The 19,214-nt window shown below is 63.3% G+C and carries 16 protein-coding genes and 1 tRNA gene; 7 read left to right on the top strand and 10 right to left on the bottom strand.

Features of this window, described 5'->3' with window-relative positions; translation table 11 throughout:
- Positions 1–38: 38 nt before the first annotated feature.
- From WBQ77_RS10370 to rph, 8 genes are all read right to left on the bottom strand, one after another.
- Positions 39–2,318: an ATP-binding protein gene (locus tag WBQ77_RS10370; RefSeq protein WP_424060130.1), complete on the bottom strand. Its 2,280-nt coding sequence runs from the start codon at positions 2,316–2,318 to the stop codon at positions 39–41.
- A gap of 114 nt (positions 2,319–2,432) precedes the next feature.
- Entirely contained in the window at positions 2,433–2,582 is a 150-nt protein-coding gene (locus tag WBQ77_RS10365; RefSeq protein WP_424045492.1) for a hypothetical protein, read from the bottom strand.
- 20 nt (positions 2,583–2,602) lie between these two features.
- Positions 2,603–3,550, bottom strand: coding sequence for a glutathione synthase (gene gshB, locus WBQ77_RS10360; protein WP_424045491.1), 948 nt, complete (start codon positions 3,548–3,550; stop codon positions 2,603–2,605).
- Between the two features lie 102 nt (positions 3,551–3,652).
- Positions 3,653–3,952: a YraN family protein gene (locus tag WBQ77_RS10355; RefSeq protein ID WP_424045490.1), complete on the bottom strand. Its 300-nt coding sequence runs from the start codon at positions 3,950–3,952 to the stop codon at positions 3,653–3,655.
- Positions 3,953–4,010: 58 nt separating this feature from the next.
- On the bottom strand, positions 4,011–4,931 hold the full coding sequence (rsmI, locus tag WBQ77_RS10350; protein ID WP_424045489.1) for a 16S rRNA (cytidine(1402)-2'-O)-methyltransferase: 921 nt from the start codon (positions 4,929–4,931) through the stop codon (positions 4,011–4,013).
- 75 nt (positions 4,932–5,006) lie between these two features.
- On the bottom strand, positions 5,007–6,155 hold the full coding sequence (gene hemW / locus WBQ77_RS10345) for a radical SAM family heme chaperone HemW (protein ID WP_424045488.1): 1,149 nt from the start codon (positions 6,153–6,155) through the stop codon (positions 5,007–5,009).
- Positions 6,156–6,159: 4 nt separating this feature from the next.
- Complete coding sequence (rdgB, locus tag WBQ77_RS10340; RefSeq protein ID WP_424045487.1) at positions 6,160–6,789, bottom strand: RdgB/HAM1 family non-canonical purine NTP pyrophosphatase; 630 nt, start codon at positions 6,787–6,789, stop codon at positions 6,160–6,162.
- A 10-nt stretch (positions 6,790–6,799) separates the two neighbouring features.
- Positions 6,800–7,516: a ribonuclease PH gene (gene rph / locus WBQ77_RS10335; protein WP_424045494.1), complete on the bottom strand. Its 717-nt coding sequence runs from the start codon at positions 7,514–7,516 to the stop codon at positions 6,800–6,802.
- A 130-nt stretch (positions 7,517–7,646) separates the two neighbouring features.
- On the opposite strand from rph, the gene WBQ77_RS10330 reads away from it, so the two are divergent.
- The 6 genes from WBQ77_RS10330 (at position 7,647) to trpS (ending at position 17,823) form a co-directional block, all read left to right on the top strand.
- Positions 7,647–8,549 (top strand): DUF6869 domain-containing protein, encoded by a 903-nt coding sequence (locus WBQ77_RS10330; RefSeq protein WP_424060128.1) that lies wholly within the window; start codon positions 7,647–7,649, stop codon positions 8,547–8,549.
- A gap of 26 nt (positions 8,550–8,575) precedes the next feature.
- Positions 8,576–11,311 carry a DNA mismatch repair protein MutS gene (mutS, locus tag WBQ77_RS10325; RefSeq protein WP_424060126.1) on the top strand — a complete coding sequence of 912 codons (2,736 nt, stop codon included), beginning with the start codon at positions 8,576–8,578 and terminating at the stop codon, positions 11,309–11,311.
- A gap of 27 nt (positions 11,312–11,338) precedes the next feature.
- On the top strand, positions 11,339–14,119 hold the full coding sequence (locus tag WBQ77_RS10320) for a [protein-PII] uridylyltransferase (RefSeq protein ID WP_424060124.1): 2,781 nt from the start codon (positions 11,339–11,341) through the stop codon (positions 14,117–14,119).
- A 50-nt stretch (positions 14,120–14,169) separates the two neighbouring features.
- On the top strand, positions 14,170–15,729 hold the full coding sequence (murJ, locus tag WBQ77_RS10315; protein WP_424042336.1) for a murein biosynthesis integral membrane protein MurJ: 1,560 nt from the start codon (positions 14,170–14,172) through the stop codon (positions 15,727–15,729).
- Between the two features lie 88 nt (positions 15,730–15,817).
- On the top strand, positions 15,818–16,708 hold the full coding sequence (locus WBQ77_RS10310; RefSeq protein ID WP_424042337.1) for an HpcH/HpaI aldolase/citrate lyase family protein: 891 nt from the start codon (positions 15,818–15,820) through the stop codon (positions 16,706–16,708).
- 68 nt (positions 16,709–16,776) lie between these two features.
- Positions 16,777–17,823: a tryptophan--tRNA ligase gene (gene trpS, locus WBQ77_RS10305; RefSeq protein ID WP_424042339.1), complete on the top strand. Its 1,047-nt coding sequence runs from the start codon at positions 16,777–16,779 to the stop codon at positions 17,821–17,823.
- Between the two features lie 3 nt (positions 17,824–17,826).
- On the opposite strand, the gene msrA is transcribed toward trpS, so the two are convergent.
- Together msrA and WBQ77_RS10295 are read right to left on the bottom strand one after the other, a co-directional pair.
- The gene (gene msrA, locus WBQ77_RS10300; RefSeq protein WP_424060122.1) at positions 17,827–18,483 is read right to left on the bottom strand and encodes a peptide-methionine (S)-S-oxide reductase MsrA; all 657 of its coding nucleotides are present in this window, start codon (positions 18,481–18,483) and stop codon (positions 17,827–17,829) included.
- Between the two features lie 47 nt (positions 18,484–18,530).
- A complete protein-coding gene (locus WBQ77_RS10295) occupies positions 18,531–18,848 on the bottom strand; it encodes a hypothetical protein (protein WP_424042343.1) in 318 nt (105 codons plus the stop codon).
- A 195-nt stretch (positions 18,849–19,043) separates the two neighbouring features.
- On the opposite strand from WBQ77_RS10295, the gene WBQ77_RS10290 reads away from it, so the two are divergent.
- Positions 19,044–19,133, top strand: a tRNA-Ser gene (locus WBQ77_RS10290).
- Positions 19,134–19,214: the final 81 nt, after the last annotated feature.

The raw sequence follows: 19,214 nt of genomic DNA, 5'->3' as shown, positions 1-19,214 counted from the left end.
GTGGAAAACGGGGCTAGGGGCGATGGGTCGCTTGCCGCCTATGCCGCGCCCGCCCCGGCGTATGGCCCCTTGCCCAGCCAGCGCGCGATGAGGCCTTTCAAGTCACTCTTTTCAAACGGTTTCGCGAGATAATCGTCAAGTCCTGCGTTGAGATACGCCGCCCGGTCCTCGGCAAGGGCACTGGCCGTCACCGCAACGATCGGCGGCCGTCCGGCGCCCGGCTCCGCACCCTCGTCATATAGAGCCCGAATACGGGCCGCTGATTCGATCCCGTCCAGGTCCGGCATGTGCATATCCATCAGCACGAGATCGAACCCTTGCCCGGTATCGAGCGCGTCCTTGGCTCTTGCTATCGCCTCGCCGCCGTCCAGCGCGTGGGTTACGGCGGCTCCCGCCTTCTCAAGCACCGTGCGCGCGAGCAGCGCGTTGATGTCGTTGTCCTCGGCGAGCAGGACCGTAAGCCCGGCCGCGGGGCGCGCACGCGCCCCGGCAGAGTAGGACCCTTTGAGCCAGGTCACGGTTTGCCAAGGAGTTTGGCGCGGTGCGAAGAGTTGCGTGAGCGTCGATACAGGCCGGACAGGGCGTATGAGATAGGCGCTGAAACCTTGCGCCGCCAGCGCCGCATAGACGTCGCGTTCGCCCGGGTCGATGGTGACGACCGCGCGCGGGGCGGGCCGTTCCGGGGCGCGTGCCAGGAACGGGAGGAGCTGGCGGGCGCCCTTGTGGGCGTTCGCCGTGTCGGTGAGCAGCGCAGTGTAGGGGGTGCCTTCGTCGGCGGCGCCTTGTGCCACACGCAAGGCATCGTCCGCGGAGACGCAGGTGGCCGAGGCCCCCATGCTCGTGATGAGGTCGCTGATGACCCCGGCCTCCATACGACCGTCGAGCAAGATCAGAACCCGGTCGTCCTGGTTCGGCTTCGGCCACGCAGCGCGCAGAGCCGGCGTGTTGGCCGGTGTCTCCAAAGGGAGTTCTACGGTAAAGGTCGTGCCCGCGCCCGGCTGGCTGGTAACCCGGATCTGACCGCCCATCGCCTGCACCAGGCGCTTGGAGATCGCAAGGCCCAGCCCCGTGCCGCCATGGCGGCGGGCCGGCCCCTGATCGGCCTGTTCGAATTCGGCGAAGATGCGTTCCATGGCCTGCGTGGGGACGCCGGGGCCTGTGTCCGTCACATCGAAACGCACGATCGCGCACGCACGATCCGAAGAGTTTGTTACGCGCCTTGCGGTTAGAGCGACGCCCCCCCGCTCGGTGAACTTGATCGCGTTGCCGACGAGGTTCATCAGAACCTGGCGGATCCGCGTTTCGTCGCCGACCACCGTCCGCGGCAGATCGGGTGCGATGAACCAGCCTATCTCCAGCCCCTTGTCGCGGGCGCGGGGACCGAGAAGCTCGACGACGCCCTGCGTCGTCTCGCTGAGATCGAATTGCGCCGGGCGTAAGTCCGTCTTGCCGGCTTCGATTTTCGAGAAGTCTAGGACTTCGTCGATGAGGCTCAGAAGCGTGTTCGCAGACGTCGCGATGGCGCGCGCATAGGTCATTTGTTCTGGTGAGAGCTTGGTGTCGAGCATGAGGCTTGTCATGCCGAGAATGCCCTTCATCGGCGTACGGATTTCATGGCTCATGGAGGCGAGGAATCGCGATTTGGCCTGGTTTGCGGTCATGGCCTGGTCGCGAGCCTGCGCCAGGTCCAGTTCGGCCGCCCGTTGTTCGGTGACGTCGCGTCCGATGCTTTGGATCTCGCAAGGGCCGCCGTCCTCGCTTGGCAGGGGAGAGTCCTCCCAGACGAACCAGCGCGGCCCCGCCGTGGTCGAAAGTTCGATCACACGCGTGTCGCGCATGCCGCCGTGTTGTGCTGTGCCTTGTGTCGCGTCGCTGTCGAGGATCGGCAGCGACAAGGGCAGGCCGAGCACCGAGCGCCGCTCGACGCCGAACGTCTTGCAGAACGCGTCATTGACGAAGGACAACATCCCGTCGGCATCGCGGCGGGCAATCACATCGTTCTGGTGATCGAGCAGGTCGCGATAGTGCGCCTCACGCTCACGGATCTCCCATTGCAGGTCCTTGATCGATTCGAGACCTGAATCGAAGCCGGCGGCAAGCGATTCCAGCTGTTGGTGTCTCCGTCCCGAATCCCAGCGCATGGCTATCACCAGGAGGGCGACGCCCAGCAGCATCGGTGTGAGCGTGAACACGACCGCCCCCGCCGGGCTAAAAAGGGACAACCCGATTAGCAGCAGCGCGAGACCCGCGATGGGGATGGATGCACGTGCACCGCCGGCGCTGTCAGCGCCGAAGCTCTGCCAATTTGTATACTGCACTGTTTTGACGCCTGGTTATATGCCGAGCATTTGCCCTGGCTTTTCATTGACAACGAGCATGGCAGAGAAAGTTTGAGAAACTCTTGAGAGGGTTGGGACCGGCCAAAAAGCGCCCTAAACCGCCACTTTCGCCCGGCGCAAGGCCTCGCCGCGATAGCTGAGCGCCTCGGCAATGTGGATCCGCGAGACGATGTCCGCCCCATCGAGGTCGGCCAGTACTCTCAGCCTGCGCGATCGGGTATGATCGCGTGTCTCTCGTGCCATGAAGACCGAGCCTGGGCGTGTTAGGGCGCCACGACTTTCTTCTCGATTGCGTCCCAGATCATGGCGGCGATGTCGTTGCCGCCGAAGTCCTTCACCTCGCGGATGCCGGTGGGCGAGGTTACGTTGATCTCGGTGAGATAGTCGCCGATCACGTCGATTCCTGTGAAGATCAGCCCGCGCTTCTTCAGCTCCGGGCCAAGCCGCCCACAGATCTCTTCCTCGCGTGCCGTCAGCGTGGTGGCTTTGGCCGTGCCGCCCACATGCAGGTTCGAGCGCGTTTCGTCTGCCGCCGGCACCCGGTTGATCGCGCCGGCCACTCCGCCGTCGACGAGAATGATGCGCTTGTCGCCCGCACGCACATCCGGCAGATAGCGCTGCACCATGATCGGCTCGCGGAAAGTCTGGCCGAGCAGTTCGATGAGCGAGTTTAGGTTGGTGTCGCCCTCGGCGATGCGAAAGATTGCCGCGCCGCCGTTGCCGTAGAGCGGTTTCACCACGATGTCTTTGTGTTCGTCGCGAAAGGCGCGGATCTCATCCGGCGCGCGGGTCACCAGCGTCGGCGGCATGAAATCGAGAAAGTCGAGCACGAAGACTTTCTCCGGCGCGTTGCGGACCGACGCGGGATCGTTGACCACGAGCGTGCCCGGCTGAAGGCGCTCCAGCAGATGGGTCGTGGTGATATAGGCCATGTCGAAGGGCGGGTCCTGGCGGAGCTGCACCACGTCGAAGTCCGCAAGGTCCACGTTGCGCGGGTGTGCCAGCCGGTAATGATCGCCAGGCTTGTCCTCGACCGTGAGGCTGTGGCCATGGGCTATCAGCCTGCCGTCCTTCAGGGAGAGAGCGGCCGGGGTGTAGTAGAATACGTCATGGCCGCGCCGCTGGGCCTCCAGCAGAAGCGCGAAGGTCGAATCCCCGTTGATATCGACGAGCTCGATCGGGTCCATTTGGAAGGCGACTTTGAGAGCCATTTTGTCCTGTCAGGTCTGAGGGCCGAAGCTGGAGAGTTGACGCGGAACTTGCGCGCTGAGGGTGTCCTTTTCAAGCGCCGCCGCGGCACCCTCGCGTACACCCTAAACGGGAAACGCTTTCTCCACGTGGCGCGGCAGAGCCCAAGCCGTCCACAGCACCACGTCGAAAGCCATTGAGTGACCAACGAAGCCCGGATGGCTGGCGATCCAGTGTTGGGCCGCGCGCACGATCCGGCGCTTTTGTTTCGCCGTCACAGCGAGCGCGGCTTTATCCTGCGTCTTCCGGCGCTTCACCTCCACGAAGGCAAGCTGTTCGCCCTTCGTGGCGACGGGGTCGCTATCGCCCACGGCGAGCGATGGCGGCGCGCCACGATGCGATAGCACTCGAAGCGGTAAAGCCATGCGGCGAGGGTCTCCGCCATAACGCCGTTGCGCTAGGCGCGCTTGCGGGCCCGGCTCATTACTCGCCGCGCTTCGTCAAGGAAAGGCCGAGCTGGTAGACACGCGCGCGCTTCACGCTGCGTGCTTCCGTCACCGCGTGCACGGCATCGCGGAAGCTCATGGTCTTGAGCGCGGCTTCCAGGTCGGCGAGAAGGCACGCGTCGTCCACTTCCACGTCATCCGCGCTTGGCGGCGCGATCACGACCACCACTTCCCCCTTGACCGGTTGACTCTCGATCTCGGTTGTCAGCGTTTCGAGCGTGCCGCGATGCAGCGTTTCGTGAAGCTTAGTGAGTTCTCGCGCGACGACCGCCTCGCGCGGCCCCAGCAATGCCGTCATGTCTTCAAGGCTTTTGGCAAGGCGAGGCGCGGTTTCGAAGAAAATGAGCGTCGCTTGGGTTTCGCGCAAAGCCGCAAGGCGTGTCTGGCGCTGCCCGGATTTGGGCGGCAGGAATCCGCCGAAGAGGAAGGTATCAGTTTCCAGACCCGCACTCGTCAGAGCCGCGAGTGCCGCCGACGGACCGGGAATACTTGTGACCATGAGCCCCGCGTCGAGCGCCTCGCGCACAAGCTTATAGCCCGGATCCGATACCAGTGGCGTGCCGGCATCCGAAATCAGCGCCACCGCGTAGCCGGCCTCGATCCGCGCCAGCAGCTTCGGGAGTTCACGCGTCGCATTGTGCTCGTGATAAGGCGTCAGCTCCGCGTGGATGTTGTAGTGCGACAGCAGTTTCCGGGAGTGCCGCGTGTCCTCGGCGGCGATGAGTGGCGCGCGGGTGAGCACGGCGAGCGTCCGCAGCGAGATGTCGCCGAGATTGCCGATGGGCGTGGCCACGAGGTAAAGCCCGGCCGCGAGCGGACGCTCCAAGAGCTCGGCGAGCTTCTCGCCCGCACGCGCCACTGTTCTCGCATTGGCCTCTATGGTGCCGTCGTCTTGCACGGGGTTCGCTCTCGTTGCCCTTGTTGTTCAGCGCTTGAGACGTTATGCGGATCCACATTTGACCGCACCCGGTCCTCAGGCAGCAAGTTCAAGAATGAGCCGTTCCAGCACCAGCCGCCCCGATGGTGTCGCGGTAAGCCGGGCGCCGTTCCGGGTGAGCAGTCCTTCGGCGATGAGCGCGTCAAGGCGCGTCTCGTCGAGGGGTTCGCCGCGGAGCGCTGTGAATCGTGAAAGGTCCATGCCTTCGACCAGCCGCAGCGCCATCAGCAGATACTCCTCCGCCGTTTCGCGCGCCCGTAATGGTTCGTCGCTGACGATGCCATGACCGCGTACCTCCACCTGTGCGAGCCAATCTTCCGGTAGGCGCAAGGTCGAGAGTGCTCGCTTCGTGCCATCCTGTGTGATGCGCGCATGGGCACCCGCGCCGATACCGGCATAGTCGTACCCGCGCCAGTAAACGAGGTTGTGACGGGATTCGGATCCAGGGATGGCGTGGTTCGAAATCTCGTAGGCCGAAAGACCCGCAGCGTCGCACAGCTCTTGCGTTGCAAGATACATCGCCCGCGCCGCCTCGCTTTCCGGCACGCGTAAGCGTCCGGCCTCGTGCAGCGCGGCGAAGGGCGTGCCGTCCTCGATGGTGAGTTGGTACAGGGACAGGTGATCAGCGGCAAAGCCGAGCGCGCGGGTGAGTTCGCCCGTCCAGGCATCCAGCGATTGTCCTTCGCGCGCATAGATCAGGTCGAAGGAAATCCGTTCGAAGCAATCTCGCGCCAGCGTCAAGGCGGCCAGCGCTTCGGCGGCCGTATGCAGACGGCCGAGAGACTTCAAACTTGCATCGTCTAACGCCTGAATCCCGAGCGAGAGGCGATTGACGCCGGCGGCGGCATAGCCTTTGAAGTTCTCCGCCTCCACGCTGGTGGGATTGGCTTCGAGCGTGATCTCCGCGTCCTCATCGAGGGTCCAATGGCCGGCGATGGCTTCGAGGATCGCGCCCGTAACCTGCGGCGCCATGAGCGAGGGCGTGCCGCCGCCGAAAAAGACGCTTGTTACCGTGCGACCGGGTGAGGCTTCCGCAAAATGGGCGAGTTCGGCAAGATAGGCCGCGAGGAACCGCGCCTTGTCGATGCCGCCATAGCGAACGTGGGAGTTGAAGTCGCAATAGGGGCACTTGGCCGCGCAGAACGGCCAATGCACGTAGACGCCAAACGGTGCTGCGTCGGACATGCCCTTAGGCTGTGCTTCCATTTTCGGCATAGTTCGCTGCCATCAATAGTTCGAAGGCGCGCATGCGGTGAGACAGGTCGTTCTTGAGCGCCGGATCCATTTCGCCGAATGTTTCCTGATACCCTTCCGGCACGAAGATCGGGTCGTAGCCGAACCCGCGGCCTCCGCGCGGCGGCCATTGAATGTGCCCAAAGACGCGGCCGGCGAAAACGGTATCGTCACCATTGGGTGCGGCAAGCGCGAGGGCACACGTGAAATTGGCCCGATTGAAGCCGCCGCCGGTGGCGTCCAACGCCTCGTGCACACGCTGCATGGCATAAGCGAAATCCTTTTTGGGTCCGCCCCAGCGCGCCGAATGAATGCCTGGATCGCCGCCGAGCGCCTCAACTTCGAGGCCGGAATCGTCGGCCAAGGCCATCATGCCCGATCCGGCCGCGGCCGCATGGGCTTTCAAGAGCGCGTTGGCCTCGAACGTGTCGCCGGTCTCCTCCGGCTCGGCCAGATCCAGGCTCCCCGCCGAGACGCAGTCGATGCCGTAGGGCGTGAACAACTCGCCGAGCTCGCGCACCTTGCCCTCGTTGTGGCTGGCGATCACAAGTTTCGAACCGCGATGGAGCGCGTCAGGTCCTAGCATCGCTGTCCCCTCAGCCAATGGTCATCTTCTGAAGTTCGACGAGGTCGGCGATACCGCCGCGCGCGAGCCCCATCAGTGCATCGAATTGCTCCTGGCTGAACGGGTCGGTCTCGGCCGTTCCTTGGACCTCCACGATGCCGCCTTTGCCGGTGATCACGAAATTCGCGTCCGCATCGGCTTCGGAATCCTCGGCGTAATCGAGATCGAGCACGGCCTCGCCGCCATAGAGGCCGCAAGAGATTGCCGCCACGTGATCGCTCAGGACACCGCTTTTGACCATATTGCGCGCCTCCATCCAGGCTAGCGCGTCGTGCAACGCCACCCAGGCCCCGGTAATCGAGGCGGTGCGCGTGCCGCCGTCGGCCTGCAGCACGTCACAGTCGATGACGATTTGCTTCTCGGCGAGGCCTGAAAGATTGCTCACCGCCCGCAAAGAACGGCCGATCAGACGCTGAATTTCCTGAGTGCGGCCCGACTGTTTGCCGGCCGCCGCCTCGCGGCGCATTCGGTCATGGGTGGCGCGCGGGAGCATGCCATACTCCGCCGTGACCCAGCCGCGTCCAGATCCCTTGAGCCAAGGCGGTACGTTTTCCGCAACCGAAGCTGTGCACAAGACATGGGTTTCGCCGAAGCGGACGAGGCAGGAGCCCTCGGCATAGCGCGAGGTCGCGCGTTCCAGGCTCACGGGGCGCAGCGCGTCGGGCGCGCGTTTCGAGGGGCGAGTGATAGCGGCTCTCCTGATAAATGGCTTTGAAGTCGCGCACCCTAGAGGACGTGGAAAGGCGCGGGAAGCCCTTTCCCCAACTGTCCCCCGGGGCGCCCTTGTGCGGCAGATGGCGAAAAGCTAGGACCCTGCAATGGGCTGGTGCGACGAAGTTCTCGGCTATTGTGACGCCTCGGGTTGCTCGGTCGATCCCGCGCCCGGCTCTGAGGACGCCGTCCGGATCCATGCCATGCCCCTGACCGACTGGGTGCATGCCTGGCGGGAAATCTACAAGATTAAATTCAGGGATCGCTCGCCCGGCGTGTTTGCCTTCGTCACCCATTTCGATCGTCTTTCTCATGACGATCCGAAACGCGGTGTCGTCTTCATCGAAGCGGCGCTTCGCGTCGAGCCGAACGACGAAATCCTCATGCTGTTGGCCAAGGGAAAGCCGTTGGGTCAGCTCTCGGTCTTTCATGCCGCCACGGCCACGCCCCTCCTGCAGGAGGTGGCCTTGCGGCGCCCGCGCCTATGCTGGCTCTTGGGCGGTAAGGTGGCCGTAATCGAAAATGGGATAGTCGAAGACAAGGGCCTGGCACAGCGGCTCCTCGCAATCTGTGACGGGCCGGCGTACCGCGCCTGGGAGGAGAAGGCCCGCAGGGTGTCGGAGCCGATTGACTTCGAAAAGCTGCCGGTTAGAGAGCTCGCGGCGAAATGGGTGGCGATTACGTCGAGGTCCGATATTGAGATAGAGTGGGACCAGCATTGGTATGACCTCTACGATCATCAGCACGAGCTGACCGCGAAAGAGCCCTCGAGGGCACTGCCGCTGGTGAAAGCCGTTCTTGAAATTGAAGACAATCCCAACCTGCTCGGATTCCTATCTGCGCGTATGCTGGAAGAACTGATCCCGAGCGAGGACGATCCTGTCATCGACGCGGTGGTCACTGAAGCCACGCGCAATCAGCAATTTCAGGATTTGCTGTGCGGCGTTTGGTTCGATGACTTAAGTCCAAAGGTGGTGGCCCGGCTCACTTGGGCGCGCGGTCACGGGTAATTATGAAGACGGACACGAAACCGGACATGAAGTCGGACACAGCGGACGAGAAGACGAGATCGCCGTCGCGCGCCCCCGATGGCGTCACGCCGATGATGGCCCAATTCCTCGAGATCAAGGCCGCCAACGCCGACAGTCTTCTATTCTACCGCATGGGCGACTTCTACGAGATGTTCTTCGAGGACGCATCGGTCGCCTCGCGCGCGCTCGGGATCGCGCTGACCAAGCGCGGCAAACATCTCGGCGAAGACATCCCCATGTGCGGCGTACCCGTCCATGCCGCCGACGACTATCTGCAAAAGCTCATCTCACTCGGACTTCGTGTGGCAGTCTGCGAGCAGACCGAAGATCCTGCCGAGGCGAAGAAGCGCGGGTCGAAGGCCGTCGTGCGGCGCGACGTGGTGCGGCTGGTAACGCCCGGGACGCTGACCGAGGAGTCGCTGCTCGATGCGCGCGCTCACAACTTCCTCACGGCCCTGTTCCGGGAGCCGCACGGAGAGGCCGCGGAGCCTCGCTTCGCTTTGGCCTCGATCGACATCTCCACGGGCGAATTGATCGCGGCGACGTGCCGCCTTACGGACCTGCCTGGCGAACTCGCCCGGATCAGGCCTGGCGAGTTACTCGCCGGCGAGGACCTCGCGGACGATGACGCGATCCGCAATCTCGTCAAGGATGCCGGCGCCGCGCTGACGTCCTGCCCGCGCGCGCATTTCGACTCGACCCGCGGCGAGCGGGCCTTGAAGGACCGGCTTGGCGTCGCCGCACTCGACGCATTCGGCGACTTCTCTCGCGCGGAGCTCGCGGCGCTTGCCGGTCTCCTTACCTATGTGGAGCTCACCCAGGTGGGGCGCGCGCCGCTCTTGCGCCCGCCGCGCAAAGAGAGTGCGGATCGGCTTCTGCTGATCGATGCGGCGACGCGGGTCAATCTCGAGCTTGTACGCTCGAACCAGGGGACCCGGGCGGGCAGTCTCCTGGCCGCGATCGACCGGACGGTCACGGCGGCCGGCGCGCGCGAATTGACGAACCGTCTTTCGAGCCCGTTGACCGATGGAGCCATGGTCAACGCCCGGCTCGACGCTGTGGGCTATCTCGCCGACGAGCCGCGTCTGCGCCAGGACTTGCGGGACGCACTGAAGACCGCACCGGACCTGGCCCGCGCTTTGGCGCGTCTTGCCTTCGGCCGAGGCACGCCGCGCGATCTCGGCGCGGTCAACGCCGCAATCGGGGCGGCGCATGAACTTGCGGTCCGGCTCTTGGGCGCAGGGGAGGCGTTGGGGTTGCCGCGCGAACTGATGGGCATCGCCGAACGCTTGGCGCAAGCGCCGTCAGAGGTGGCCGCATCGTTGTCCGCGGCGCTGGCCGACGATCTGCCCGTCAATACCCGCGATGGGGGTTTCGTGCGGTCCGGATTCGATTCCGATCTCGACGAGCTGCGTGCCTTGCGCGACGGCAGCCGCAAGGTCATTGCCGGGCTTCAGGCCACCTATGCGGAGGCGGCGGGCATAAAGTCGCTGAAGGTAAGGCACAACAATGTGCTGGGCTATTTCGTGGAGGTCACGGCGCTGCACGCACCGACCCTGATGGCAACGCCCCATACGGAGAAGTTCATTCATCGCCAGACCCTGGCGAATGCGGTGCGGTTTTCGACCACAGAACTTGCCGAGCTCGAATCGCGCATTACCTCCGCGGCGGAACGCGCGCTGGCGCTCGAGCTGGAGGTTTTTGCCAAGCTCACGGGCGAAGTGATGGACGCGGAGCGTTCTCTGTCTTCGGCCAGCGCCGCGCTTGCCGAACTCGATTCGTACGCAGGGCTTGCTGAGCTCGCCGTGGAGCAGCGACACGTGCGGCCGCGCGTGGATGACAGTGCCGTCTTCGCAATCGAGGAAGGCCGCCACCCGATGGTGGAGCAGACCTTGCGGCGTGAGCAGAGCGCCGACTTCATTGGCAACGACTGCAACCTTTGCGGCGGCGTGGACGACGGCAACGATGCCCCGAGCGCGCTTTTGGTCACGGGTCCCAACATGGGCGGCAAATCGACGTTCCTGCGCCAGAATGCCCTGATCGTGGTTTTGGCACAGGCCGGGGCGTTCGTGCCGGCCAAGGCCGCTCATATCGGCCTGGTCGACAGGCTTTTCAGTCGCGTGGGGGCGGCAGACGACCTTGCGCGCGGGCGCTCCACCTTCATGGTCGAGATGGTCGAAACCGCTGCCATCCTAAACCAGGCGACGCCCCGCTCCTTCGTGGTCCTCGACGAGATTGGGCGGGGCACGGCGACGTTCGACGGTTTGTCCATCGCCTGGGCCGCGCTCGAATATCTGCATGAGGTCAATCGATCGCGGGTCCTGTTCGCCACGCACTATCACGAGCTGACGGCGCTCGCCGACCGGCTGCCGCATGTGGCCAACGCAACTGTCGAGGTCAAGGAATGGCGCGAAGAGATCGTGTTTCTGTATCGCGTGAAGATGGGCGCCGCCGACCGCTCCTATGGCATCCATGTGGCCAAGCTCGCCGGACTTCCGGCGTCCGTCCTCGATCGTGCGGGCGCTGTCCTCGCGGAACTTGAGAAGGCCGATGGGCGTCCGAAGCCTGCGGACCTTGCAGGGGACCTGCCCCTGTTTCAGGCTGCCGCCGCTCCGCGCCCGGAGACTTCGCCATCGAAGCTCAAAGAGGCGCTCAGAAGCTACAGTCCCGACGGGATGACGCCGAAAGAGGCTATCGAGGCGCTCTATCGCTTGAAAGCTCTGGTAGAAGACGATGCCTAAAGTACGGATGTGGTAAGGTCTGACCCGATGGACCAAGCGGTTGTAAGAACGCCTCCCTATTTCGACTTCGACTTGTTGCGCGAACAAACTGCCGAACTTGCGCGGGCCCATGCGGGCCAAGATACGCAAATGCGCGCGGCGCTGGTCGAGTTCCTGAAGCCTTACGTTGATCAGGCCCGGGCGTTTGCCAAGGCGCAACTGGAAGACGATGGGGACGGGCGTGCCTGCGCGGCCGGCCTATCCGCTTTCCAGGACGAATTGATTCGTCTCGGCTACGATTTCACCACGCGCCACGTCTACCGGGCCGAGAATCCGTCTACGTCCGAACGCATGGCCGTGGTCGCGCAAGGCGGATACGGACGCAGTTTGCTGGCGCCGGGTTCCGACATCGACCTGCTGTTTCTGCTTCCCTATAAGCAGACCGCCTGGGGAGAGAGCGTTGCGGAGTACATCCTCTATCTCCTGTGGGACCTTGGGTTCACCGTGGGACATGCGGCGCGCACGATCAGCCAATGCTTGCGACTGAGCAGAGCCGATATGACCATCCGCACGGCCCTGCTCGACGCGCGGTTCATCCTCGGCGACGAAAAACTATTCGCCGAGTTTCTGCATCGGTTCCGGCGCGAAGTGCTGGACGTGGACGCGCGCGCATTTATCGAGGCGAAGCTGGCCGAACAGCATGCTCGCCATTCGCGCACGGGCGCTTCGCGCTATCTCGTTGAACCTAACATCAAGGAAGGCACCGGGGGCTTGCGCGACCTGCACACGCTGCATTGGCTTGCCAAGCACATCTATCCCGACCAGGCTGAGGAGGAGTTCGTCGAAGCAGGCGTATTCACGTCCGGCGAATATGCCAGCTTCCGCCGCTGCGAGTTCTTCCTTTGGACGGTCCGGTGCCACTTGCATTTTCTCACCGACCGGGAGGAAGACCGGCTGAGCTTCGATCTACAACGCGCAATGGCCGACCGGCTCGGTTACCGTGCGCATGCGGGCCTCAGCGGCGTCGAACGGTTCATGAAGCACTACTTCATGATCGCGTTGGAGGTCGGTCAGCTTACGCGGATCGTTTGCAGCGCGCTCGAACTGAAGCAACTGAAATCCGTCCCGTCGCTCGATACGCTTCTGGCACCGTTCGATTGGCGCCGGCGGGCCAAGCTGCGCCGCACATCCGACTTCCGGATCGAGAACGGCCGCATCTCGACGGTCGCCAAGGACGCGTTCAAGACCGACCCGGTCAACTTCATTCGCCTTTTCGTCGTGGCGGACGAAAGCCAGGCGGCGCTGTCTCCTTCGGTGTTGCGCCAGATCCGCGCGAACTTCCGTCTCATCGACGAAGATCTGCGCCAGGATCCGACCGCCAATAGGTTGTTCCTCAAACTGCTCACATCGGCGCGCGATCCCGAGGCCGCATTGCGCAAGATGACCGAGGCCGGCGTGCTCGGCCGGTTCATTCCGGAGTGGGGTCGGGTCGTGTCGATGATGCAGTTCAACATGTATCATCACTTCACGGTCAACGAGCACCTGGTTCGCACCGTGGGCCATCTCGATGCCATCGAGCGCGGAAAATTTGCGGCCGAGCACCCGCTCGCGAACGAGGTCATCAACACCATCGACAATCGCCGCGCGCTCTATGTCACCGCGCTGCTTCACGACGTAGCCAAGGGGCGTGACGAGGATCACTCCATCGCCGGTGCGCGGATCGCGCGGGAGCTCTGTCCGCGTTTGGGTCTGTCGCCGTCCGAAACCGAGACGGTATCCTGGCTGATCGAGCAGCACCTGACCATGAGCCTGTTCGCGCAAAGCCGAGACCTCAACGACCCGAAGACCATCCGGGACTTCGCCGAGATTGTGCAGAGCCGGGAGCGGCTCAAACTGCTCCTCATCCTCACTGTGTGCGACATCTGCGCGGTCGGGCCCGGAACGTGGACGGGCTGGAAGGGGCAGCTCTTGCGGACTCTCTATTATGAGGTCGAGCCGTTGCTGGGCGGCGGCCATACCGAACTCACGCGGTCCCAGCGTATGCAGCGCGCCCAAGGAGAACTGCGCGAGCGCCTGGCCGACTGGCCGCAAGAAGATCTGGACCGCTTCATGGACAGGCATTATCCGGCCTATTGGCTGCGTACCGATCTCGACGTCATTATGGAGCACGCGCGGCTGATGCGTGACGCCGAAGAGCAGAGCAGCATTATCGTCACGAATATCTCGACCGACGCGTTCCGCGGCGTCACGCAGCTCACGCTGCTCGCGCCGAACCATCCTTGGCTGCTTGCCATGGTCGCGGGCGCCTGTACGGGCGCCGGCGCCAATATCGCCGACGCGCAGATTTCAACCACCCGGGACGGTATGGCGCTCGACACGATCCATCTCGAGCGCGAGTTCGACCACGCCGAGGACGAGGAGCGGCGTGCCCGCAAGATCGCGGTGTCGATCGAGCGCATGCTCAGGGGCGAAATCGATGTGGTTGAAGTAATCAAGGCCAAGGTCCTCAGCGCTTCGCGCCTGTCTGCCTTCTCCGTCGAGCCGCAGGTGATTATCGACAACACGCTGTCCGACGCGCTGACGGTGGTCGAGATCAACGCTCTCGACCGGCCCGGCCTGCTCTATGAAGTCACGCGCGAGATATCGGATCTCAATCTCGATATCGCGTCGGCGCATATTGCGACCTTTGGCGAGAAGGCGGTGGACGTGTTCTATGTGACCGACCTCACCGGCAAGAAGGTCAGGAGTTCGAGCCGCGAGGCACTCATCCGCGAGCGCCTGACCCGCGTTCTGGTGGAAACGCAAGAGCCGGAGCTGGAGGTATCGTGACCCTCCGTGTTTCCCGCTTGTAAGATGCCCAACTCGATGGCGCAGTATCCATGAAGCTCTATCGAGGATTTGCCACTGTCGGCGGGATGACCGTCATCAGCCGTCTGCTCGGGTTCGTCCGGGATATTCTGATCGCGGCCGTCCTCGGTGCGTCGGCCATCTCGGATGCCTTCTTCGTCGCGCTCCGCGTACCGAACATGTTCCGCCGCATCTTTGCGGAAGGGGCATTCAACGCTGCCTTCATTCCGCTCTATACAAAGAAGCTCCATGAGGCGGGTGAGGAAGCCGCCCGGGTGTACGCGGGTCACGCGCTAGCGGGCCTGACGGCAGCCCTGATCGCATTTGTCGTGCTGGCGGAGATCGCCGCACCCTGGCTTGTCATGTTGCTGGCGCCGGGCTTCGCGGAGAACCCAGACAAGTTTCGTCTCACTGTTTTGCTGGTCCGCATCGCGATGCCCTACCTCATCTTTATGTCGTGGGTCGCGCTCTATACCGGCCTTCTCAACACGCTCGGGAAATTTGCCGCCGCGGCCTTCGCCCCGAGCGTTCTGAACTTCGTTCTGATCGCCGTGCTGCTGGTGCTCATTGCGACCGGGCACGGCGCCCATCAGGTCGCCGGCGTGGCCATGGCCTGGGGTGTCGCCATCTCCGGATTTCTGCAGGTCGCAATTGTCGTTTTTGCCGCGGTTCGGACGGGTCTACGGCTCAAGCTGGAACGACCCCAATGGACCCCCGACATGAAGCGGCTCGTTCACCTGGCCATCCCGGGGATCATCGCGGGGGGCGTGGCACAGATCTCCATTGTGATCGCCACCATCGTCGCGAGCCTCGAAGATCGTGTTGTGTCGTGGCTCTACTACGCGGATCGCATCTTCCAGTTGCCGCTCGGTCTCATCGGTGTCGCAGTCAGCGTGGTGCTGCTGCCCGACCTAAGCCACAAGCTCCGGTCCGGCGACGCGCATGCCGTCGCCGACAGCGAGAATCGCGCGCTGGAATTTTCGCTGTTGATGACCCTGCCTGCCGCCGTCTCGCTATACGTCTGCGCCGAACCCATCATACGCGTCCTCTTCGAACGCGGCGCCTTTACGGCGAGGGACGCCCAAGCGTCGGCCGCGATGCTCGCCGCGCTTTCGTTCGGCCTGCCCGCTTATGTAGTGGTCAAGGTCCTGCAGCCGAGCTTCTTCGCGCGCGAAGACACGAAAACGCCCATGCTCTATTCAGGGCTGGCGTTGGTCGCGAATGCGATCCTGAGCCCCCTGCTGTTCGTCCTGGTCGGTCCGCCGGGCATTGCCATGGCCACGAGCCTGGTTGGCTGGATCAATGTCGTACTCCTGGCCTTCGCCTTGCGCGGGCGTGGCGAGTTCGTGCTGGACGATGCATTCCGGAGAGCCTTCCGCGGCATTGTCCTCGCCAGCGCGGCCATGGGGCTTGGCCTCTGGTGGCTCGCTGGTGTGCTGTGGCCCTACTTCGATCCGGCCTACGGGCTCCTTGTGCAGGCCGCCTCACTGACCGCCCTGATCGCAATGGGTGTCGCGCTCTATTTCGGGGTCGGTACGGTCTCGGGTGCCGTGAAGCCACGAACCTTCATCAACGACCTACTAGGGCGCTGATTTTGGACGAGGAACCCGTTTGCGCGCTGGTCTTTCTCCGGTATGTTGCGCCGCAATATCGTCTTGTAATCTTATCGGGGGGTATCGAATGCAAGGTCGTCCACGCCGCAGCGTGCTTTATATGCCGGGCTCCAACGCCCGGGCTCTGCAAAAGGCCAAGACACTCTCGGCCGATGCGCTGATCTTCGATCTGGAAGACGCCGTCGCGCCCGACGACAAGGTCATGGCCCGGGAGCAGGTTTGCGCCGCTGTGACGGACGGCGGCTATGGCGGCCGCGAAGTGGTGATCCGCGTGAACGCGCTGGAGACTCCCTGGGGCGCGGCGGACATCATCGCGGCCTGCGACGCCGCGCCCGACGCGATCCTGATCCCAAAAGTCATTCACTCTGGCGATATCATCTCTGCCGCCAAGCTGCTGCAAAGCGTGCATGCGCCTGAGAACGTGCGGCTCTGGGCCATGATGGAAACGCCCATGGCGATCCTCAATGCCCGCACCATTGCCGCAAGGGCGGTCTACGACGATAACCGGCTCGACTGCCTCATCATGGGCACTAACGACCTCATCAAAGAGTCGCGCGCCCGCGCGCTGCACGACCGTTTAGCCGTGGTGCCGTGGCTCGCCATGACTTTGGCCGCCGCGCGGGCCTACAAGCTCGACATCATTGATGGCGTCTACAATGACTTCCGCGATGTGGAGGGGTTCCGCGACGAATGCGAGAAAGGCCGGATTCTCGGGATGGATGGCAAGACGCTGATCCATCCGAGCCAAGTGGGCCCTTGCAACGAAATCTTTTCACCTAGCGACGAGGAAGTCGAATGGTCGCGCAAGGTCATCGATGCGTTCGGTCTACCAGAGAACGAAAAGAAGGGTGTCATCGTTGTCGAGGGTCAGATGGTTGAGCGCCTTCACTTCGGCATGGCCCAGCGTGTCGTCGAGATTGCCGATCAGATCCGGGCTCTGGACGAGTCTATCGGCTAGTGGGATCAGACTAGCCTTGCGTGCGCGCCGGCCCCACGCCATAACCCCGCGTGGTTTAGGGACAGGACATGCAAGGCACACCAAAGCACACGACTCGCGTTTTCTCCGGGGTCCAGCCGACCGGCAATCTCCATCTCGGAAACTATCTCGGCGCGATCAAACGCTTCGTGGAGATGCAGGCGGATCACGACTGCCTGTTCTGCGTGGTGGACCTGCACGCCATTACCGTGTTCCAGGACCCGGACGAACTGACCCACAATACGCGGGAGGTCACGGCGGCCTATATCGCCGCCGGCATCGATCCGTCCCGCAGCGCCATTTTCAATCAGAGCCAGGTCTCGGGTCACGCCGAACTCGCCTGGATCTTGAATTGCGTCGCCCGGATCGGCTGGCTCAACCGCATGACCCAGTTCAAGGAGAAGGCGGGCAAGGACCGCGAGAAGGCCTCGGCTGGACTTTACGTCTATCCCAATCTGATGGCCGCCGATGTCCTGCTCTATCACGCCACGCATGTGCCGGTGGGCGAGGACCAGAAGCAGCACATCGAGCTTGCGCGCGACATCGCCCAGAAGTTCAACAACGACTTCGCCAAGACCATCGAACGTGCTGGCTACCCGGAAGGTTTCTTTCCTCCGCCTGAGCCGCTGATCGCCGGCCCCGCCACGCGGGTGATGAGTTTCCGCGACGGCACGAAAAAGATGTCGAAGTCAGACCCATCCGATCTCAGCCGCATCAACATGACCGACGACCGGGACACGATCGCCAAGAAGATCAGAAAGGCGAAGACCGACCCCGAGCCGCTACCCTCCGAGGTCGAAGGGCTGAAAGCGCGGCCTGAGGCCGACAATCTCGTCGGCATCTACGCGGCGCTTGCAGGGATCGGCAAAGATGCCGTTCTGGCCGACTACGGCAACGGCGAGTTTTCTACCTTCAAGGGTGCGTTGGTGGAACTCGCCACCGAGAAGCTCGCGCCTATTGGCGATGAGATGCGCAGTCTGCTGTCGGATCCGGTCGAGATCGACCGCATTCTCGCCGATGGCGCCAAGCGCGCCCACGATGTGGCCGACCCGATCCTGGCAATGACCAAGGACATTGTCGGCTTCATCCGGAGCTAGATTTTACGCGCCAACCCCGGTGCCGATGGGACACGAAACGCCCGTGCCGCCGAGCCCACAATAGCCGTCCGGGTTCTTAGCCAGATATTGCTGGTGGTAGGCTTCCGCGAAGTAGAAGGGCGGGGCCGAAGCGATCTCGGTGGTGATGCGACCCATGCCTTGTGCCTTCAATGCGGCGTCATACGAGGTCTTCGAAAGCTGTGCTGCCTCGGCCTGGCGCTCGGAGAACGTATAGATCGCCGAGCGGTACTGTGTTCCCACGTCGTTGCCTTGGCGCATCCCTTGGGTAGGGTTGTGGCTCTCCCAGAACGTCTTCAGAAGGGCGTCATAGCTAATCGTGCCGGGGTCGAAGACCACGAGTACGACCTCGGTGTGCCCGGTCCGCCCGGTGCACACCTCGTCATAGGTGGGGTTGGGTGTCGGCCCGCCTGCATAGCCCACAGCCGTCACCAGCACGCCCGGCAGGTGCCAGAATTTCCGCTCCGCGCCCCAGAAGCAGCCGAGCCCGAACACCGCCATTTCGGCCCCTTCCGGGTAGGGACCTTTCAAGGGGGCGCTAGTCACGAAATGAGCGGGCGCGGTCGGGATCGGCAGATCACGGCCGGTCATGGCGTCCTTGGCAGTGGGAATCGAGATAGATTTGCGCATGAAACCAAACATGGGGGCTCCAGTTGCGGAATTCAGCGGATCCGCCCATCACATCAGCGCTAGTTGATGAAGACCTCGACGTCCTTGCGCTTCTGTCCCAGCCAATACAGGAACACGCCGAGGATGCCGAATACGACCCAGGTCGGTGCCGCAAGGATCGACAGCAGGATCGGGTCCCAAAGCCAATTGCCCACGGTGCTGATTACCCATTGCCGGAACCCGTCCAGCATTTCGGGGAAGAGCTGGCGCCATTGCTCGCCAAGTGGCGTCACCGCCCAAGCCCCGCCGCCCGCAAGGCTCTTCGTGGCATCGACGACAGCGGCGACCATGGCCAGCAGAAGCAGCCAGATCCCGAGAGTTCGCAATACAAAGCGCATCGGTGCGAGGGCTCCAGAAAGGTCCGAGAGGGCCCAAAAGGGCCGAAGAGTTTCCGATTAGATACGCGATCCGTCTGGCGGGTTCAAATGGGCGCTTTCAAACGCGCAGCTTTTGGCGTGCGAAAGCCACTTTCGCTCGCTTGAACGAGAAACGCGCTTCGCTATAGTGCGGCGCTTCGCATTCAGCGCACTGATGGAGAGGTGGCCGAGTGGTTGAAGGCGCACGCCTGGAACGCGTGTAGGCGGGTAACCGTCTCGAGGGTTCGAATCCCTCTCTCTCCGCCACGACTAAGTCGTTGATATTGAACGACAAAATAAGGTTCTCATAAGTTTCGAATTAGTCCCGTAGTTTCCGCGGGTTAGCGG

Origin of the sequence: Methyloceanibacter sp., from assembly GCF_049590335.1 — a bacterium.
Classification (GTDB): Bacteria; Pseudomonadota; Alphaproteobacteria; order Rhizobiales; family Methyloligellaceae; genus Methyloceanibacter.
This window is presented reverse-complemented; position numbering and strand designations above follow the sequence as displayed.